Origin of the sequence: Lysinibacillus sp. FSL K6-4013, assembly GCF_038630435.1 — a bacterium.
Classification (GTDB): Bacteria; Bacillota; Bacilli; order Bacillales_A; family Planococcaceae; genus Lysinibacillus; species Lysinibacillus boronitolerans.
Genome location: NZ_CP152031.1, coordinates 3681577 through 3700151, shown reverse-complemented (window position 1 = coordinate 3700151; position 18575 = coordinate 3681577). Strand labels below are relative to the sequence as shown.

General features: G+C 36.1%; 19 protein-coding genes, 1 tRNA gene and 1 pseudogene. 9 read left to right on the top strand and 12 right to left on the bottom strand.

The genetic code is table 11. The annotated features are described in order from the left end of the window. Positions 1-144: 144 nt before the first annotated feature. Together MHB39_RS18390 and MHB39_RS18385 are read right to left on the bottom strand one after the other, a co-directional pair. A complete protein-coding gene (locus MHB39_RS18390; protein WP_004228176.1) occupies positions 145-585 on the bottom strand; it encodes a cell wall hydrolase in 441 nt (146 codons plus the stop codon). Positions 586-719: 134 nt separating this feature from the next. Continuing rightward, a complete protein-coding gene (locus MHB39_RS18385; protein ID WP_048394329.1) occupies positions 720-1274 on the bottom strand; it encodes an ECF transporter S component in 555 nt (184 codons plus the stop codon). A 178-nt stretch (positions 1275-1452) separates the two neighbouring features. Between MHB39_RS18385 and MHB39_RS18380 the strand changes: the two genes are divergently transcribed. Continuing rightward, positions 1453-2301, top strand: a complete 849-nt coding sequence (locus MHB39_RS18380; protein ID WP_269899045.1) for a pyridoxamine kinase — start codon at positions 1453-1455, stop codon at positions 2299-2301. A gap of 34 nt (positions 2302-2335) precedes the next feature. Here the strand turns inward: MHB39_RS18380 and MHB39_RS18375 are convergent, their stop codons facing one another. Then, positions 2336-2881, bottom strand: a complete 546-nt coding sequence (locus tag MHB39_RS18375; RefSeq protein ID WP_333003633.1) for a DinB family protein — start codon at positions 2879-2881, stop codon at positions 2336-2338. A 108-nt stretch (positions 2882-2989) separates the two neighbouring features. Between MHB39_RS18375 and MHB39_RS18370 the strand changes: the two genes are divergently transcribed. Next, positions 2990-3487, top strand: a complete 498-nt coding sequence (locus MHB39_RS18370; protein WP_342544843.1) for a GNAT family N-acetyltransferase — start codon at positions 2990-2992, stop codon at positions 3485-3487. A 577-nt stretch (positions 3488-4064) separates the two neighbouring features. On the opposite strand, the gene MHB39_RS18365 is transcribed toward MHB39_RS18370, so the two are convergent. The 7 genes from MHB39_RS18365 to MHB39_RS18335 all read right to left on the bottom strand — a co-directional run bounded on the left by MHB39_RS18365 (position 4065) and on the right by MHB39_RS18335 (position 9766). Continuing rightward, positions 4065-5633: an IS1182 family transposase gene (locus MHB39_RS18365; protein ID WP_342544841.1), complete on the bottom strand. Its 1569-nt coding sequence runs from the start codon at positions 5631-5633 to the stop codon at positions 4065-4067. Positions 5634-6252: 619 nt separating this feature from the next. Further along, positions 6253-7176 (bottom strand): S8 family peptidase, encoded by a 924-nt coding sequence (locus MHB39_RS18360; RefSeq protein WP_258860389.1) that lies wholly within the window; start codon positions 7174-7176, stop codon positions 6253-6255. A 510-nt stretch (positions 7177-7686) separates the two neighbouring features. Next, positions 7687-8367 carry a hypothetical protein gene (locus MHB39_RS18355; RefSeq protein WP_016993734.1) on the bottom strand — a complete coding sequence of 227 codons (681 nt, stop codon included), beginning with the start codon at positions 8365-8367 and terminating at the stop codon, positions 7687-7689. Positions 8368-8594: 227 nt separating this feature from the next. Continuing rightward, positions 8595-8846, bottom strand: a complete 252-nt coding sequence (locus MHB39_RS18350; protein WP_016993735.1) for a hypothetical protein — start codon at positions 8844-8846, stop codon at positions 8595-8597. A gap of 441 nt (positions 8847-9287) precedes the next feature. Continuing rightward, the gene (locus MHB39_RS18345; RefSeq protein ID WP_258860863.1) at positions 9288-9476 is read right to left on the bottom strand and encodes a hypothetical protein; all 189 of its coding nucleotides are present in this window, start codon (positions 9474-9476) and stop codon (positions 9288-9290) included. 5 nt (positions 9477-9481) lie between these two features. Then, a complete protein-coding gene (locus MHB39_RS18340) occupies positions 9482-9655 on the bottom strand; it encodes a YvrJ family protein (RefSeq protein WP_016993736.1) in 174 nt (57 codons plus the stop codon). A 40-nt stretch (positions 9656-9695) separates the two neighbouring features. Next, a tRNA-Cys gene (locus MHB39_RS18335) sits at positions 9696-9766 on the bottom strand. A gap of 132 nt (positions 9767-9898) precedes the next feature. Here MHB39_RS18335 and MHB39_RS18330 point away from each other — a divergent pair. The 3 genes from MHB39_RS18330 (at position 9899) to MHB39_RS18320 (ending at position 11080) form a co-directional block, all read left to right on the top strand. Continuing rightward, the gene (locus MHB39_RS18330) at positions 9899-10141 is read left to right on the top strand and encodes a glutaredoxin family protein (protein WP_342544838.1); all 243 of its coding nucleotides are present in this window, start codon (positions 9899-9901) and stop codon (positions 10139-10141) included. A 144-nt stretch (positions 10142-10285) separates the two neighbouring features. Beyond that, positions 10286-10876: a sigma-70 family RNA polymerase sigma factor gene (locus tag MHB39_RS18325; protein WP_258860862.1), complete on the top strand. Its 591-nt coding sequence runs from the start codon at positions 10286-10288 to the stop codon at positions 10874-10876. 3 nt (positions 10877-10879) lie between these two features. Then, on the top strand, positions 10880-11080 hold the full coding sequence (locus tag MHB39_RS18320; RefSeq protein WP_036078677.1) for a hypothetical protein: 201 nt from the start codon (positions 10880-10882) through the stop codon (positions 11078-11080). 237 nt (positions 11081-11317) lie between these two features. Here the strand turns inward: MHB39_RS18320 and MHB39_RS18315 are convergent, their stop codons facing one another. Continuing rightward, complete coding sequence (locus tag MHB39_RS18315) at positions 11318-12217, bottom strand: 3-hydroxyacyl-CoA dehydrogenase (protein WP_036078675.1); 900 nt, start codon at positions 12215-12217, stop codon at positions 11318-11320. Between the two features lie 434 nt (positions 12218-12651). On the opposite strand from MHB39_RS18315, the gene MHB39_RS18310 reads away from it, so the two are divergent. Further along, the gene (locus tag MHB39_RS18310; protein ID WP_342544834.1) at positions 12652-13710 is read left to right on the top strand and encodes an S-layer homology domain-containing protein; all 1059 of its coding nucleotides are present in this window, start codon (positions 12652-12654) and stop codon (positions 13708-13710) included. Between the two features lie 40 nt (positions 13711-13750). Here the strand turns inward: MHB39_RS18310 and MHB39_RS18305 are convergent, their stop codons facing one another. Beyond that, a complete protein-coding gene (locus tag MHB39_RS18305) occupies positions 13751-14437 on the bottom strand; it encodes a zinc transporter family protein (protein WP_231595704.1) in 687 nt (228 codons plus the stop codon). 214 nt (positions 14438-14651) lie between these two features. On the opposite strand from MHB39_RS18305, the pseudogene MHB39_RS18300 reads away from it, so the two are divergent. The 3 genes and pseudogenes from MHB39_RS18300 to MHB39_RS18290 all read left to right on the top strand — a co-directional run. Continuing rightward, positions 14652-14821: pseudogene (locus MHB39_RS18300) on the top strand (glutathione-dependent formaldehyde dehydrogenase); the annotation flags it as partial. A 285-nt stretch (positions 14822-15106) separates the two neighbouring features. Beyond that, positions 15107-16795, top strand: a complete 1689-nt coding sequence (locus tag MHB39_RS18295; protein ID WP_342544833.1) for an FAD-binding protein — start codon at positions 15107-15109, stop codon at positions 16793-16795. Between the two features lie 133 nt (positions 16796-16928). After that, positions 16929-18542, top strand: coding sequence for a GNAT family N-acetyltransferase (locus MHB39_RS18290; protein ID WP_342544831.1), 1614 nt, complete (start codon positions 16929-16931; stop codon positions 18540-18542). The last annotated feature ends 33 nt before the right edge of the window (positions 18543-18575 follow it).

Genomic DNA, 18575 nt, shown 5'->3' with positions numbered 1-18575 from the left:
CATAAGGCTGAAGGAACTAGATTCGCATCTATTCCTTCAGCCTTTTTACATCTGGCGATTTATAGTCAATTAACACGTTTGGCTTTGAATTGTAGTAGTGCGTTATTAAACTTGTGAATGTAGGTTATTAAAAGTCAAAAAACCTTATCCCATATATACACTGGCACAAGTATCTGGAGCAGGTTCATAAAAGCAATGATTCTTAAATTGTCCTGTAAACGGCTGACCATACCATGTTGGGGGACATGGTGCATATGGATTGAAGTACCAGAGTGCGTATTTTGCTGGATGCTCTCGCCAAAAATCTAAGTTTTGTTTCGCCAATCTTTTTTCCGTTTCTCTCGCTCGTTGGTAAAACATATTGCCTTTTTGAACAGCTTCAAAAGAATAGTTTCCACCTTGTACCTGGTAAATAACCTGCTCAATCGTTCTTACATCATTGAAGTCTAAACAGGACGCCACTGCACGATTTACAATGACATTGCCCACATAAAGCATACCTTGTTGACCTTCACCCTCAGCTTCTGCCCTCATCATCCTTGCCATTAAAGCAACGTCTGCATCACGGTATTTTACTCTTGGCATTTTTCCACCTCCACCTTATAGTATGAAAAAAATCAAGGCTAGTTTCACGTTATCTTGAAATTCATTGTTTCTACATCTCACACCATAAAAAACGCCATCTTTACTGTATTGAACAGCAAGATGGCGTATTCTCATTAAAAGTTCTTTTTGAAGTATGGCGTTTTCTTCAATACAACACATACCGGGATGGCGATAACTAAGCCTACGATGTTTTGAATGACGTCTCCTGGAATGGATGCCAGCGGGGCAATCCAGCTGTTGAACATAATGGCTTGCCCAACATAGTAAACAGCAATCATCACGGGCATTGATACTACTGCTCCTAAAATATTCAACCCAAGATTATCACCTTTATGTCCTTTTGACCAAGCAATTTTACCAACAATGAAGCCTTGTAATGCGCGTGAAATAATGGTTGTGGGTGCCCAAATTAACCAGCCACCTACGATATCGAATAAGCCCATTCCAATAGCTCCAGCAAGTGCTCCTTTTTTTGGCCCAAATAAAATAGCGGAGATAAACAGCATAGATGTTCCTAAGTGGATAAGACCACCTTGCCCTATCGGTAGCTTCAGATTGATAAACATTGTAGCAACGAAAACAAGTGCTGCTAAAATGGCTGTAATGACTAAATCAAATGTTTTTGTACGTGATTTTGTATAGGATGTTGGCCTTTGTATATTTTGCATTTGTCTCTTCCTCACTATGATGAATATTTTGATGATTTTTACTTTAACAAAGGTCTGACTATTGTAAAAGTGTCAATTTCATAAAAAAGTTAAGGGTCAGTTTAAGGTTATTTTCGCAACTTTCTAATTGTGATACGATGAGGAGAGTAAAAGCAGGATGAGTTAGGTGGAATGTATGATGAAAAAAGTTGCAGTAATTCAAGATATGTCGTCCTTTGGAAAGTGCTCGTTAACGGCGGCGATGCCTGTACTCTCTGTGATGGGTGTGCAAGCAGTCCCACTACCAACAGCTATTTTAACGGCTCAAACAGGATATTCAAGCTTTTATTGTGAAGATTTAACATCAAAGATGGACTCTTTCATAGATGAGTGGAGTAAGCTTGGAGCTACCTTTGATGGTATTCACACAGGCTTTGTTACAGGTAAGGAGCAAATCGATAATATATTTCGCTTTTTAGACGTGTTTCACTCAAATAAGACGACGTTGCTTGTCGATCCAGTAATGGGTGATCATGGTGAGGTTTATAAAATGTTTACTGGTGAATTGCTTGATCGTATGAAAGCGTTAGTAAAGTGTGCTGATATTATTACGCCAAATGTTACGGAATGTTGCTTGCTTACAGGTTTATCATATGAAAGGCTACTGAGCTATCAAAATGATACAGATTATATTCATGCCCTTAAGGAGGCAGGTCAGCAGCTACAGCAAGCAACTGGAGCAAACGTCATTATTACGGGTTTGAATCCACCAGTAGGGGATACGGACAAGCGTTATGTTGGGAATATGTTTGTCGATTCTGAGCGGTCTTTTCATAATATCCGCAACTATAATGGTGAGAGCTATTCAGGCACAGGCGACCTCTTCGCATCCATCATAATGGGCGGCATGATGCGCGGACAAGATTTAATGGAATCAATGACACTAGCAGAAACATTTTTAGCCGCTGCAATTGAAGCTACTTCGAAGGAGCAAGTACCTCGTGAGGCAGGCGTGCATTTTGAAAAGTTTTTACGCATGCTGCTTTAGAAACTATAGAGTGACCTAAAATGTTAGCATCATTTTAGGTCACTTTTCTTTTAACAGCAATCTTATAGTGATGTCTCTCATGAATAGCCAACAATTGAATAGCTTGAATGAGATTAGGATAATGCGCAATGGGATCAGGAAAAACTATGTGTCCTGCAACATCCTCGTCTATATTTTGTACTAACTTTTGCAAAGCAAGTGTCTCGTTGATAAGTAAATGCTCGATATCATAACTGTTTAATACAAAGCGTATTTTCTTAGGTGGAACTAAAATACCTGGTGCTCGCATTCCTTGTCCTTTTTTGGATTGATATTCTTCATAAATATCATGTATTTCAGTAGAGAATGGCTTGTTTCTTCGCATTTTAGCGATAGGCGTGAGGAATAAAAAATATTTGGTTGCTGTGTGGAGCATTTTGAGAATCAAATAAAGGTGATAAAAGTGTTCACCAATGGACCATTTTCCCTCACGTGTTACTCGCCATAGTTCTTCCTGTGAAAGGGAATGAATAGCTGGTAGATAGTGTGCTCGTTGTGCCTGTAACGTACGAAAATGTTTTGACATATTAGTAGATTCCATAGATTTTCAGCTCCTTCACTTCCATTTTAAGGATTACTGTTGGAAAAGTACATCAAATGCCAATTGTTATGACCGATAAATAGGAAAAGTATGATAGGAGGAAAAGGCATGGAAAATAGACAATTAACAGCAGCAGATGCTGAGGTATATAGAGATTTAAGATTAGAGGGATTGCAAACAAATCCAGAAGCTTTTGGCGCTAGCTTCGAGGAAGAAAAGGATTTGTCACTTGAGTCGTTTGCAAATAGGCTCGAGGGACAGGGAACATTTACATTTGGGGCATTTGACCAGGAGGATTTACTCGGTGTGGCGACATTGGTGCAAGCAAATAAAATGAAGCTAAAGCATAAAGCGAGTATTTTTGCCGTTTATGTTTCTTCAAAAAAGCGGGGATTGGGCATAGGAAAACAACTAATGGTAGAGATCATCAATCAAGCAAAGTCACTAGTAGACGTCAAGCAAATTAATTTAACAGTTGTTTCTTCCAATGAATCAGCAAAAGGATTATACACATCGTTAGGTTTTCACGTTTTTGGAACAGAACGAAACGCCTTAAAAATAGGACAGCAATATTTTGATGAGGATTATATGGTGCTGTATTTCTAAAAATGCTAAAAAGCCTTTGAAGTATTCATCTTCAAAGGCTTCAATTTATTATGGTGAGTAGCAATGGAACAATGAAAAGAAAGCAAGGAATAAAAGAATCACCGTGATAAAAAGAATAAGTAAAGCACTAACAATGCCCGCTTTCTTTATAAGAAACCATATACTTAGCATGATAATAATGACCGAAAATGTGGATGCGAGCCAAAATCCAAGAATCCCCAAGTATTCAATCATAATGGGGAATGAATCGTGAAAGTAATTATACGGAATATCTAGCCTAAGAAAAGTGGTCAACAGAAGATCCATAATATCCCCCCATCTACATATTTGTTCTTACATATATGGTATGCAGAAGCATCTTTAAGTCACACGGCAGTACTCCTTAAAACTGCCGTCATTTCAAATCAAAGCTCCTTACAATAATTACCTCAGTGCCTGTTGTCATCGTGCATTCTGTGAGTATGGAGAAATGAAAAGATGAGGCTGGGACATAACTAGCTTCAATTAGTGAGAAATCCGAATTTGAATGAATTCAAATTCGGATTTCTCTATTTTTTATGTAGTCTCCCTATAGATCTTAGCTAATGGCTGTGAATTTTCTTAAATTCACGGCCATTAATGCGAGGCCCATCTCGTTTTCAACCTTCGATTTTCCTCGTACAGAAAATCGGGTGAAACGCAAATTAGCCTTCAAGAATCCAAAAACTGGTTCCACGTCAATTTTACGTTGACGATAAATGGTACTTGTTTTTTCTTCTGAAAGCTTTGCTCGCACATATTCTTTTTGTTCTTCCCACTTCTCATTCACCATTATCTTACGATTATTTCCTTCTTTTGCTTTTGTACACGATGAACGGAGAGGGCATCCGGAACAGTCTTCACATTCGTATATCTTAAACTCACGCTTGAAATCATATTGATCCGTTTTCGTGGTACGATATTTAAATACAAGCTGTTGTTGGTTTGGGCAAGTGTATCGATCATGTTCTTTATCATAATCCCAGTTCGCTGTATTGAATTCGTTTTGCTTATGCTTTTTCTTCTGTTCTTTTAAATACATATTGTACGTGATTAAGGCTTCTCTCTTACGATTCGAAAGGATATCATCATAATTTTGTTCACTGCCATATCCGGCATCTGCGACAATGTGTTTGGGTAACTTAAAATAACGTTGTTCGATTTCATCTAAAAATGGGATTAATGTACGTGTATCTGTTGGGTTCGGAAAAATGCTGTAGGCAAGCACATACTGACCTTCTGTTGCCACTTGTATGTTATAACCTGCCTTCAATTGACCATTTTTCATATAGTCATCTTTCATACGCATAAATGTCGCATCCGGGTCTGTTTTCGAATAACTATTTCGTTCGTCAAAGATTTCGAAGTCTCTTTGATATTTTAGTTTGCGTTCAATATAGTCGATTAATTTTTTCCGAGCTTGCTTTGGGAATTTCCGTTCCGTTCTTAAAGCCTTTCGCTCTGCTACATCTGATGAATCCTCAATTTTTCGATCATATTCAGAAATTACTTCATCTACTTTTTCAACCATTCGAGCGAGGTCTTCCAATGCTAATTCATTTTCATTTTCCCGTTCAATTTCTGGCATGATTTCTTTTTCAAGCAGCTCATCGTAAAGCTGGTTTGACTTTTCAATTAGTCCGTTATGATATTTTTCAATCGACTTTTTCCACACGAATGTAAACTTGTTCGCATTCGCTTCAATCTTTGTTCCATCAATAAAAATAGCTTCCTGGTTAATTAATCCCCCTTGTACCAACTGGCAGCGGAATTGAACGAAGCATTGACGAATTAACTCTTTTACGTCTGGTTGGACACGGAATCGGTTGATTGTGCGGTAGGTTGGTTCATGCCCTTGAGCTAGCCACATCATCCGAATACTGTCTTTTAAAAGCGCTTCAATTTTACGACCAGAAAAGACAGATTGCGTGTAGGCGCATAAGATAATTTTAAGCATCATGCGTGGATGGTAGGCAGGGCAGCCCTCATTTCGAAGGAATGGTTCAAACGCTTCAGGCGGGATACTTTCGACTAAATGATGGACATGGAAGGCAATATCATTCTTTTGTAATTTTACTTCTAAATCTAAAGGCAAAACTAATTGATTCATGTTATAATCTTTAAACATAAGGATCCTTCTTTCTGTATAATTTGGTTGTGGTGACTTAATTTTATCAGAAGTGGTCCTTATTTTTATGAAAAAATTGAAAGCCGATGAAATTTTACTGATCGTAAAATTTCATCGGCTTTTTAGTTTAGAGATGGGTTTTGTCCCAGCCCCATTCTCTATAGGTCCTTTTTCAAGCTACGCTCAATAAAAATATATACATATAAACAGATAGATAAGAGTAACATACCTAAGCTTATAACAAATAAGCCTATTCCTGACCAACTACCAATGATCAACGACAGAAGAACAATGACCCCGAAGAAAATAAGGGTTAGCTTAGATGCTTTTCTATTATCTTTTATAAGAAGTATACTTATTCCAAATACTAACATATTAGCGAAAAAACCTATCCCAATTGGAATTAGAATACCCATCTCCTTATTCAAATCCTTTCAATACAATATGTTTTTGCTAAATACCAAAGATATAAAATATCAACAACTCTAACTATTTATCACTCCCAAAATAGTAATTAGAAGCATAATGAACTAAAAACAAGAAAAATACTCCCCTTAAAAGGCAGATGTTGATGTTTATCTTTTAAGGGGAATGAATAAACTGCCATTGTTACCACAAATTATTTCAACTGAATAAAACCATTTCCTACCTGATTAATGGAGAAATGGTCCAATGAAAGAGCATGAGTTAATAAGTAGTCATATACATACATTGGAATCAAATGGGGCTCACAATGTTTAATTTTTTTTGTAATAAGTGCAGCCGCACCGGCAACAAACGGAGCTGCCATAGAGGTTCCTGTCAATTCTACATAATCACTGTTTAAATGCGTAGATAATATATTTTCACCAGGCCCTACAAAATCTAAATTAACATTCGTATTAGAAAATTTTGAAGGCGTGTCTGTTTCAGAGATAGAGCCGACTTGAATTACTTCCTTGTAAAAACCAGGGTATGATATTTCGATAGTTGCGCTTTCTCCATCGCCTTGATTACCAGCAGCGGCTACTAATACGATACCTTTTGAACGGGCATATTTTATGGCTTTATGCAATTCTTCATTTGGTTCTGGGCTGCCGAGTGACATATTAATAATGTTTACTTTTTCTCCATTAGGTCCAGTCCAAGTAACGGCATACATAATTGCCTTAATCAAACTCTCAAAGCTTCCTCTTCCTTTACGATTTATTACTTTTAATATAAGAAGTTTACTTTTTGGCGCAATACCTGTGATTCCCTTGCCATTATCAACAGCAGCTAGAATTCCAGATACATGTGTACCATGTCCAAGATAATCTTTAAATATTGAAGGATTACCTTCATCATCATCTGTGAAATTATAGCCATCAATAATATTGTCCTTTAAACTCGGGTGGTCAACCTGAACACCACTATCTAATACAGCAATAACAGATCCTGAACCTTGATCTGTTTCTTGCCACAATTCCCTTGCTCGAATCTTATCTAAATTATCAGGAACTGCATTTAAAACTTTAAACAACTTGACCACTTTTACCCGCTCTAAAATGATTTCATATTTCATTTTGTCATCTCCTTTTAAATAATAAAGTGTTAGAAGGAAGATGATAATAAATAAAAAGGAGAAATTCGCTCAATATTAAACAAAAATCTACCCCTGAAATGTTAGTAAAAGTCTAACATTTTCGGAGGTAGATTAAATTTAATATTTCTCTTATAAAATTGAGTATTCTGTTACTATTATTAAGCAATATTAAAGAATAAATCTTTAGCTTTTTGGACCAATTTTCCCACCTTTTACTAACCAATTCCAATACCTTTCGAAAAACTTCGACTTTGTTTGAAATGCATAAGGTAGTCCAATAAACAACCAAAAAAGAGAAGCATACACCAATAAAAATATAAGTAATCCTATCCATATACCTTTTATCTGAAAACTAATAAAAATGCTAGAAAACATAATAAGTAAATGTATTATAATTATTCTCTTATAGGCTAACAAGAATCTCCCCTCCTATTTTAATTATAACATTATTGGTGGGGAGATATTAACTTTATAACTTGTTATTTCTATTTAGCAAAACCCTAATGATTTACAACCTGGTCCACATGTGATCTTATTTTCGCTAAGGCACACTAATCCAAAAACAGCTGCACAAATAAATGGACACGCTACAGTACCGATTGGAGCACAAGCTACCATACAAGCTGCTGTACCAGCTAAGGTACATCCTAAACCTTGGATAGTGTCACAAACAGTAGTACAGATAGTACAATTTGACCACATTAGATTAAGTTCATTATTTTGTGTAGAAGAACGTAATTCATTGACATCATATAATGGGTTTGTGTGCCATTCATAATCGAAATACTCTCCATTAATCTTAATAGTTACAATTGGGAATAAATTTACTCCAACAGATTGTGTAACTTCGATAACACTTGAATGACCATGGAAATGCGAAACAGCTTTAAATTCTGCGTTTTCGACAGTAAAAGTAATAACTGTCTGAAGTTCTTCCATAACTAAAGTAAGAACTTGTACAGGGGTAGTTCCTTTAGTAAATTCTCCGCCTAATGATTGTGTTATTAAAGCTCGAAGATCAGTATACTTAGCTTTAATAGCAGGGTAATGATTTAGTGAGTTGTTGATAAGCGTCTGCACACTTTCATTTGCCAATGCTTTTTCAACTAAATTGTTAACCTCATTTTTCGATAACTCTTTAATTCCTGATTTAGTTTGTTTTTCAGTCATTGTTTTCTCTCCCTTTTAAAGTATTTGAAGCAACATTTAGTATGATGTGCTTCATTACTATGTAAAGTGAAATACAACTGGATATTTAAACTGCATTTTTAAATTTTTTTCAGGAAATATAAATTAAACCTATAAAACGAAATTATATGCTTTTTAGTATAGCTATTCTTTGTAGACTATCATAAAATTCCTATCATTCTGACTTTTAAAGATAAACTTTGCTTCTTTTAAGGTTTATTAAATCCATAAAAAGCCATTAGATAAATCCCGATAAACACTACTAATATAAACGAATTAAGGACAACTAAAATCATACGAGTGGGTCCCTTTATCCCTAAAATAGCAAATATTAGTCCTGAAATTCCTAAAATAAATGGAATTGTTATGCCAATTCCCAGAATATATTGAGGAGCCAATCCAATAAGAAATGTTAAAAACAAGAAAATTATTGATAAATACGTAAAAATTTTTCTTTGCAAATAGCACCGCCCCTTTGTATGTAAATGAAGGTTTGACTTTATTACAATTATACCACACGTGTTATTTACAGTTTTCATCACATCGAATAAACCATTCCTTGCCTGAAATCAACTTTGCCTTTTTTTATTTATAATAGTCAGTACTTAAAGATTATGAAAAAACCTTATTATCGACATTACATAATAATATAAAAGTTGCTCCATAAATGTTGATTTCTTGTTATTCGACTGTATAAAAAGTGGTATGGTATTAGATGCGGTAGTAGAATTACTTTTAATTATCCTCAATTCCATTTTGCTAATAATATTTCTAATAGCATTTTTAATAGGAACGTTTGGATTTAAAGAAGCTTAAATCACTTATTAAAAATTAAAACCCATCAAATAAAATTAGGTAGTTCTTAACCTAAATTATTTGATGGGTTTATTTTTGTTAATAGATCATGTTTCATTAGCATGAATCTGACAATATTCCCACAATAAATTAGAAGAAATACTGGCATTTTGAATAAGATTTATTAGTAAATCGCGTTCTTTTGGGGACAGACTGTCACCCGCTAAACAATTTGTATAAAATGATTGAACTTCTCTTGCTTTACAGTAACAGGCCATTAATTTTTCAATTTCCATGTGGCTTACCCTCCTTTCTTGTAATTAAGAGATTTTATAACTTCAGATAACTCCATGATGACAGCCTCTAATTTATCTATTTTCCTTTCAAAGCGAATGAACAGGTAGACTGTTATGGCAATAGGGAATCCAAAATTTCCTATTAGGCTAATCCAAATTGGAACATTTTCTGGTGTCATAATGTAAATTACCTCCCTCTTACTCCAAATTAGTGATATAAGGTGATACTCGGATTCGAACCGAGGATCCAGGTTTTGCAGACCCTTGCCTTACCGCTTGGCTATATCACCAAAACTGTAACTGTACTATATAAAGAGGATTCTTTTATAATAAAAACAACCTTCCTGTAAAAAAACATTATTTTGTCATGGTTTCATTTCTTATGTTTTAATCCTCTTTATAGAAAAAAGGAGGTCTCTAAGATGAAGTATGATATAACGGTATATTCAAGCGATGGATGTCAATATTGTGTTAGGTTGAAGGATTGGTTAAAGGAAAATAATATTACTTATATTAATAAGGATATTAATGAAGAGCACGTATTAATGGAGTTTAAGCAATTTAATAGTAGCGCTATCCCATTTACTTTATTAGTCAGTGATAATAAAGTAGAGAGAATTACTGGTTATCAGCCAGAAAAAATAAAAGCTATATTAGATATTTAAATAAGTTGGATTAAATCACCTTTTTTGTATAAAAGGTGATTTTTTTCACCCTTTTTAAGAACGTTTGTTCTTATTTTGGTTTATAATGTAGATACAACATTCACTTTATATAGAAAGAAGGCGGATAATAGGAGGGATTATTAAATGAAGAATGATAAACAAAAAATAGAGGAATTTTTCTATAGAAATAATGAACAGGTTAACAATCCGATTGTTAAAAGCTTTTTGTCAGATCCCCAAAATCTTTATTTAGTGCAAAAAGCGATCTTATATCCAACTGATTTGAATAAGAAGCTCGTTGATGAATCTTTTCAATCTCACTATATAAATGTTAGGAAGATCAAATATGTTAGTAATTTAATTTATTTCTTTAGTTTAGATTTTGATAAAAAAAGAAGAAGACTGCAAAAGCGATCTTTATTAATTTTAGATAAGGGATTATCAGAGGAAGGGGAGACGACCCTAAAAGAGCTAATAGAAGATACACGCAATGAAAATGGTCTAGATCATTTAATTGGTGGAGGTTTATTGGACAATATAGAAGATGTACAGCTCTTAAAGTCCTTGCAAAAACTAACGGTAAAACAGCTTCAAATTTTAGAGATGATTTATGTAAAAGAGCTTTCTATAAAAGAGATAGCTCAAATATTAAAAACAACTCCCCAGAATATATCTAATCATCATAGAAAGGCTTTAAATAAACTCAATCATTCACTCAGAAAAAAGGAGGAATAAATTATGGGAAATTTAGAAAATAAAAATAACGAAGAGACTCTAACAATAATTGAGAATTTCATCCCAAAAATTAAACATTGTTTACACAATACGGACTATCATGAAAGGGAAGACCTAGAACAAGAAATTAAATTAAAAATTATAGAAAAGCTTGCAACAGTAAAATTTCAAGACGCCCCTAGTTTTTGGGACTTCTTCCTGTGAAAGCTACCAGTCGATTTTTCTATTCTGGTGTTCGAGTCGGAAATCTGATGAACTTCTTTTGTAAAACTGAGCATTTCGAGTAGGCGCCAGATTACATATTGTTAACAGAGCTCGTTCCTACATGCGTGATAGAATAAATTACGAGTCTTATCTAAAGTTCGGATTGTCACTACGAACATTGGGAAAGAAAAAAAGATGCACATAGTAAAAGGTACTATGTACATCTTTTTATATTGATTAGCCTTTTAGGAAGTCTGGTTTTGCGAAGCTTGGGTTTGGATATGTGTAAAAGCCTTCCCCTGTTGCACGGCCAAGTTTACCTTTTTCGATGTACTCTGTTTTTAAGAGGTTAGCTAATTTTTTCATGTTTTCATCGCCAGTGGCAGTTGCTTTCGCTTCCACAATATTATAGGCAGTGTTAATGCCAACGATGTCTAGAATAGCAAATGGTCCAAGTGGAGCGCCTGTACCAATCATCCATGTTTTATCGATTGTTTCTGGATCAGCCACTTCTTTTACAAGTAAAGATTCAGCTGCATCTAAAAACGGAACTAGTAATGAGTTTAAAATATAGCCAGGTTGCTCTTTATGCAATGGTAGTGGTACCATGCCGATAGCGCGCGCAAATTCAACAACTTCATCAAACACTTTCATATCTGTACCAGGGTGTTTCATAATTTCCGCAGTATTGTTTTTCCAGATCGTATTAGCAAAGTGAAGAGCTAAAAATTTCTCAGGACGGCCAGTTGCTTCAGCAAATTGGCTTGGTAGTAAAGTAGACGAGTTTGTTGCAAAAATTGTTTTTGCTGGTGCTACTTTTCCAAGATTCGTGTAAAATTCTGTTTTAATACTCACAACTTCAGGGATTGCTTCTATAACAAGATCAGCATTGGCAACGGCTTGAGCCAGGTCACTGTTAAATGAAAGACGTGCATAGGCTGCATCCACTTCTTCTTGTGTCGCACCTAAATCTTGTTGATACAATGGTTTTAATTTTGTAATACGATCCTGTGCATTTTTTAACGCCTCATCGTTAATGTCATACACTGTTACATTAAAACCTTTGAAAGCAGATTGATAAGCAATTTGGCTTCCTAATACACCACTACCTGCAACTGTAATGTTTTGATAATTCATCGAAATTCCTCCTTTGAAATTGTTACATCAATATAATAGTGTGGATATGTAGATCAATCCTTCGTTACAATTCCATACTACTTCTACCGTTGAATAAAAATCAAATGAAAGCCTCTAACATTATATAAATATAAAGTTATCTGAAAGAAGTTTCTTTCCAAGTATGTACCCAGTGTAAAAGAAATATAACAAAGAACAGCCTTTAAGCTGCCCTCATTTAAGAGATATATCTAATTACATATGTAATTGTGGTAGATAGCATTGAGAAATTTCTCCTTCTGTTAAACTAGTTTCAAACTCAAAAGTAAAATAGGAAAATTATAATGTGTTAAAAATGGGTCTTTTATATAATTATTGTTTAATTACCATATTTTTATAGATTTATAAACTGTTGTTTTAGTACACTGAATCTATGAATTGAAGGGGGAAAAACAGTGAAGAAAATAATGTTAGCTGGTGCACTGAGTATTGCATGTTTTACAGGGGTTGGTGGACAGGCGTATGCACAGGATGTAGTAAATGTAGCAAATATAATCCATCCAAAGCAGAATGTTGCAGCCACTAGTCAGTTACAAGCCATGCCCTATCAAGATATTTATAAAATGCTTTTGTTATCTAAAATAGGCTTTGAAAATAATGAAGTGTCGATTGTTACAACAAAAAATAGTATTACAGTAAAAATTTCATTAGAGGCGATTCTTCAATCGTACAAAGATGGTACAAACCTCTATCCAGAGGGAGAAAAAGAGTTTAAGGAAAACTATGAAGAACTGAAGAAGTTATTTGGGCCTGCGATTCAAATAAAAATTACACAAACTAGTAATGGCTATAAGAGTGAGGTATATACAGCTGGCAAATGGGAAGCAGTTAGTGCAGAAGATTTAAATGATATGGTACAGGTATTTGCTCGTGCCGACGTTGAGTTAAAAGCAGGTGGATATTTCAAGGATGCTATTGGTCATTGGGCTGAAAGCTATATTCAGTTACTATATCAAACAGATATCATTAATGGGACAACGGCTACTACGTTTAATCCAAATGGACAAGTGACGCGTGGAGAACTGGCGGCTATTATTTTCCGTGCATCTGGCTTAAATGTGAATGAAGATTATGAGGGTCCTGCTTCTTATACTGATCTTAGTGGTTTCTGGGGTGCTAAGGAGGTAGCGATTCTTGAGGAGTATGGCTTAATCGATATTTTCAATGGTGAAAAATTTGAGCCGAAAAAGCCCGTTACACGAGAGGAAATGGCCTATATTACTGCTAGGTATTTAGAAGGTATGGAAGTGAATGTTGCGCAAGTGAGCAAAGACAATTCATTCACAGATAAAAATCAAATGCGTCAAGAAACAGTACAGGCTATCGGTCTATTGCAACATCTAGGTATTTTAAATGGTACGAATGGTAAGTTTAACCCAAAAGGTAATCTTACTCGGGCAGAGGTTTCTAAAATTTTAACGCTTACTTTAATGCTAGTTAGTGAAGAAGAATAAAAGAGGAAAGGGATGTCTCATGCGCGGAGACATCCCTTTGTTATTCAACAAGTATATGGAAAATATAGCTTAGGAAATAACCTAGAAAGAGATACATAAAAAATGCTTTAAATGAGACTTTCTGTAGCTGATGCAAAATGAATTCAGAAATACTAGCTGTAGCAATCAATCCTATCGAAATGCCCATTAAGATCCCTTGTGCTTTGTCTGGTAAAGCCCAATACTGACCAAACCAGATGAAAATACTAAAGAAAATAGAGAAGATGAAGAAATAAATGAAAAGTCTCCAAAGCCTTTCACCTTGAGAGATGAGTGCAGTAGATAATGCAAATCCCTCTGGAACATGGTGGAGAATAATGGAGGCTGTGAGAGAAATACTTAATGCAGCATTTCCAAGTAAATTTCCAACAGTGAGACTAATAGGTATTGTATGGATAATCATAGCTAGTGTTAATAGAGAGACAGAGGGATTCTGTGCATGAGAAGCATGAAATAAGGTATCTAGTAGTTGGAAGATGAAATAACCAATAAAAATACCTAATATAATCCCAAATGATTGATAGATTTGAAAGGAAGAAGGGATGATATCTAGCACAAGTAAGCCTACTAAAAAACCTCCGCACAATAATGATAACCCCTGTGTCGTATGCTGAAATAGCTTAGAGAAAATCCAGGCAATCGCGCCCCCAATGCTCACACTGAAAAATAGAAAACCGCCAAGTATCATTGCACTCACCTGTAAAATTCCTCCGCCCTATCATCAACTTAATGCCTTTTTCAAACTATATGCTAAGTAGAAATGAATATGCTTGACATTGAATTGCCTGCATAAAAACGATAATGACAAAGATGTGCATACTGCAGGTTAGCGAAGGAAAGAATAGAGTCGAAAATATATGCTTGTTGTGATGATACTATGCAATGGGAGTGTTGTCGTTGTCATGAAGGCTGTAACATATCAGGGAATTAAAGATATCCAAGTTAAAATGTAGAGGGTCCAACTATTAAAGAGAAGGACGATATTATTGTGCAAATCACTTCTACTGCTATTTGGAGATCTGATTTGCATATTTACCAAGGCGTTATTCCTTCACAGAAGGATTATGTAATAGATAAGAACTGATGTGAGGGTGACCGTGTCATCTTGCCTTTTAATGTATCGTACCATTACACATCAATTGCCATTAGAAGAAGCAAGTAAAGCCTATAAAATATTTAGTGGACGGGAAGATAACTGTATAAAGGTGATTCTAAAACCTTAAACGGAGCATCTAGGCTCCTTTTTTTGTGGAAAAATAGGGAATGGTTTAAATTGACTGAATATTGGTTTAATTCTATACTTTTTAATAGAAAGGCCAGATTCATCGATTTAGCTCATATAGGGAGGAATGGTTGAATGAAATGGGATGCTAGTTATGATGTAGTAGTAGTAGGCTCTGGTGCAGCGGGATTGACAGCAGGTTTAACAGCAAAGTTACAAGGAATGAAATCATTAGTGATTGAAAAAACAGATCGCTATGGTGGTGCTTCTGCTATTTCAGGCGGTGCCTTATGGATTCCTAATAATCATATCATTAAAGGTGCAGGTGTCCCAGATACACATGAACTTGCACGCCAATATCTAGATTCTACAATCGGTGATCGTGTGCCAGAAGGGCTAAAGGAAGCTTATATTACGAGAGGACCTGAAATGTTGCGCTTTTTATACAATAAAACAAAGCATATGCGCTTCCAATATGCAAAAGGCTACTCGGATTATTATCCAGAAAAACCTGGTGGCTTATCACAGGGACGCGCCATTGAACCACTTATTTTCGATTTATCAAAAATGGGCTCTTTGGCAAATTCGATGCGTCGTGCAACTCTATCAACAAAAGGCTTCACGATGAATAGCTACGAGTTTCATAAGGTGAATATGATTACACGGACGCTAAAAGGTAAAACTACAGCACTGAAATTAGGAGCGCGCTTAGTCAAGTCAAAGGTGACTAAGAGCGATCCGGTAGCATTAGGAGAAGCTTTAATCGCACGTTTACGACTTTCCCTAGCAGAAGCAAATGGTGAGCTTTGGCTATCAACTGCCTTTAAAGATTTCATTATGGACAAGGGAAGAGTAATTGGAATGATTGTGGAGCGAGATGGGCAAGAGCTTAAAATTGAGGCAAAGAAAGGTGTTGTACTGTCATCAGGTGGCTTCTCACATAATCAAACACTTCGTGAAAAGTATTTACCAAGCCCTACGAATGCTGCATGGACTTCTTCTCCAGAAGGACAAACAGGTGACATCATTGAACCTGGCTTAAAAATTGGTGCTACGTTGGATTTAATGGATAAAGTGTGGGGAGCACCTTCTGTTATTGATCCAAAAGGACATCCATTCTTCCTTGTGGCAGATCGAGGCGTGCCCAATATGATTGTAGTGGATAGCACAGGGCAACGTTTTGTCAATGAAGCGGCTCCCTATCATGAATTCGTGGATACGATGTATAAGCATCAAGAGACCACAAAGCAGGCGGTTCCTTCCTGGATATTGATTGATGCTTCAGCTAAAAGCCGTTATATTTTTACGGGATTGTTCCCAGGACAGGCCTTCCCGAAAAGTTGGTTTGAGCAGGGAGTCGCAAAAAGTGCGAAAACGATTGAAGAGCTTGCTAGACAAATGGATGTGCCAACGGAGCGCCTAGTCGCGACGGTGAATCGTTTTAATGACTTTGCGCGGAACGGACATGATGATGATTTTTATCGAGGAGATAGTGCCTATGATAATTACTACGGGGATCCGACACTGCCAAATCCAAATTTAGCAGAAATCAAGAAAGCGCCATTCTACGCATTACGTCTTTATCCTGGAGACATCGGCACGAAAGGTGGCCTCGTAGTGGACGAATATGCTCGGGTAATAAAGGAGAATGGTGAACCCATTGAGGGATTGTATGCATCTGGCAATTGTTCAGCGTCTATCATGGGGGAAACATATCCAGGCCCTGGCGCAACCATTGGACCTGGTATGACATTAAGCTATGTGGCGACAGCACATATGGTCAATGCAGTGACAAAAGATGAGGTATCTCTTGTAAACGTATAAATGAAACATAGCCCTTCCTTTCTAATAAGGAGGGGTTTTTACGTTGGTGTAATGTTCTAATACTTTCTTGCTAGGAATATAGTGGCTACTAAATGTATGGCGATGATCACGGGAAAAGGAGCGATTTAGTTCATTGCTAGCTTATAAACTCATTACGACTATCAAAGAGTTAGAGCCCTATCGGAGCACTTGGTCAGAGATACTTGAAAAAGAGTATAATAATAACCCTTTTATTGAGTACGAATGGATTTCAACTTGGTGGACAACGCTTGGGGTTCATGACAATGTCGAGATTTACATAGTGGAGCATCAAGGTGTAGCAGTGGCTTTTTTTCCGTTAGTGCATTCTGTACGATTTAGTACAATCCATTATTTTAGCTTTTTAGGACAAGGTTTTGCGACCTATATGGAAGTGATCGCTGACAAGGAGTGGCTAGAACCTTCTATCACATTTCTCTTGAAGGAGTTTTCACGAAAATATAAGCGTTATTTAATCGTGTTACATGGATTATTAGAAAGTAAAAATACCTCTCAAGAATTAGAAAAGTATGCGATTGAATATCAGATGCCTCATTCAATTTTTCGAACTGTCACATCCTATATCGATTTTCAAACCATTCCAATGGATACATTTCTACAAAAGCATCGCAAGAAATTCAAAAGCCTTAAACGACGTGAAAACAAATTAAAGTCACTTGGTCATGTCGTCTTTCAGGAAGTAAATCACAATCATCTCCAAGACATGTTTATGTTATTCAAGAGAAGATGGCAAAAGAAAATTGATAAAAGTGGCTTTACAGAAAAGCAAACACGCCTATTTTATGAGCGGCTAGCAAAAACAAACAGCAAGGTGCTTCGGGTAGAAGTCGATAGTTTACAATTTGAAGGTCAATGGATTGCATTTACAATTGACCTATGCTGTAGAGAGCGTAATTTTTGTCAGGCAATGGGCCATGAACCAGATTTTAACCTATTTGGTCCAGGACGCCTCATTGAGAAAGAAAATATGCTAAAAGCACATCAAGCTGGCTATCGTTATTATGACTTAGGAAGTGGCTATGAGCCATATAAGTTTGAATGGTATACACATATTGATTTTACTAGGAAATTTGTGATGAGTACAAAAGGAGTTACAGAGCGTATTATTCGTTTATGGATGGTCTTACGTGACCGACTAAAAGGGCTATTAACGAATAATCATCAGCTAGTAAAATTAAAGCGAGACCGATTAGGAGAACTGCGTTATTTTCTGAAGCATGCAAGCACGAAGGAGTGGCTAAGAGCTGTTACAAAAATATTCCAACGAATGCTAGCGATTCATAGTTTAGACGTTTATATTGCAGAGCAACAACAGGATAACGGAAATGTGAGATTTCAAGAATTATCAATGAAGGACCTCATGACGGTGAAGGAGCAAGCGACAAATGTTGCAGACTTCTATAAGGGCTATCGGCTATTTGCAGAGAGCGATCATGTCATCTATAAGCGACACGATCAAACGGCAGTGGAAGAAACGGTTAACTATTCCTATGAGCTGTCAGACAATATGTCGTTTATAAAAGAATATGACAGCCAGCGACTAGTTGAGATCGTTGCAGATGTGCAACGGGAGGGGAGAACAGTCTGTACAATAGCCCCCTGGTATAAGAGATACAGACGGAGAAAGCTCATGCAGGCTGGCTTTCATAAAGCAGCTAAAATCAATATAATAAAGATTTTCAAATGGCAAAAAATATATCATAACTAAGTAACAACACCCTCAGCAAATAAGCTGAGGGTG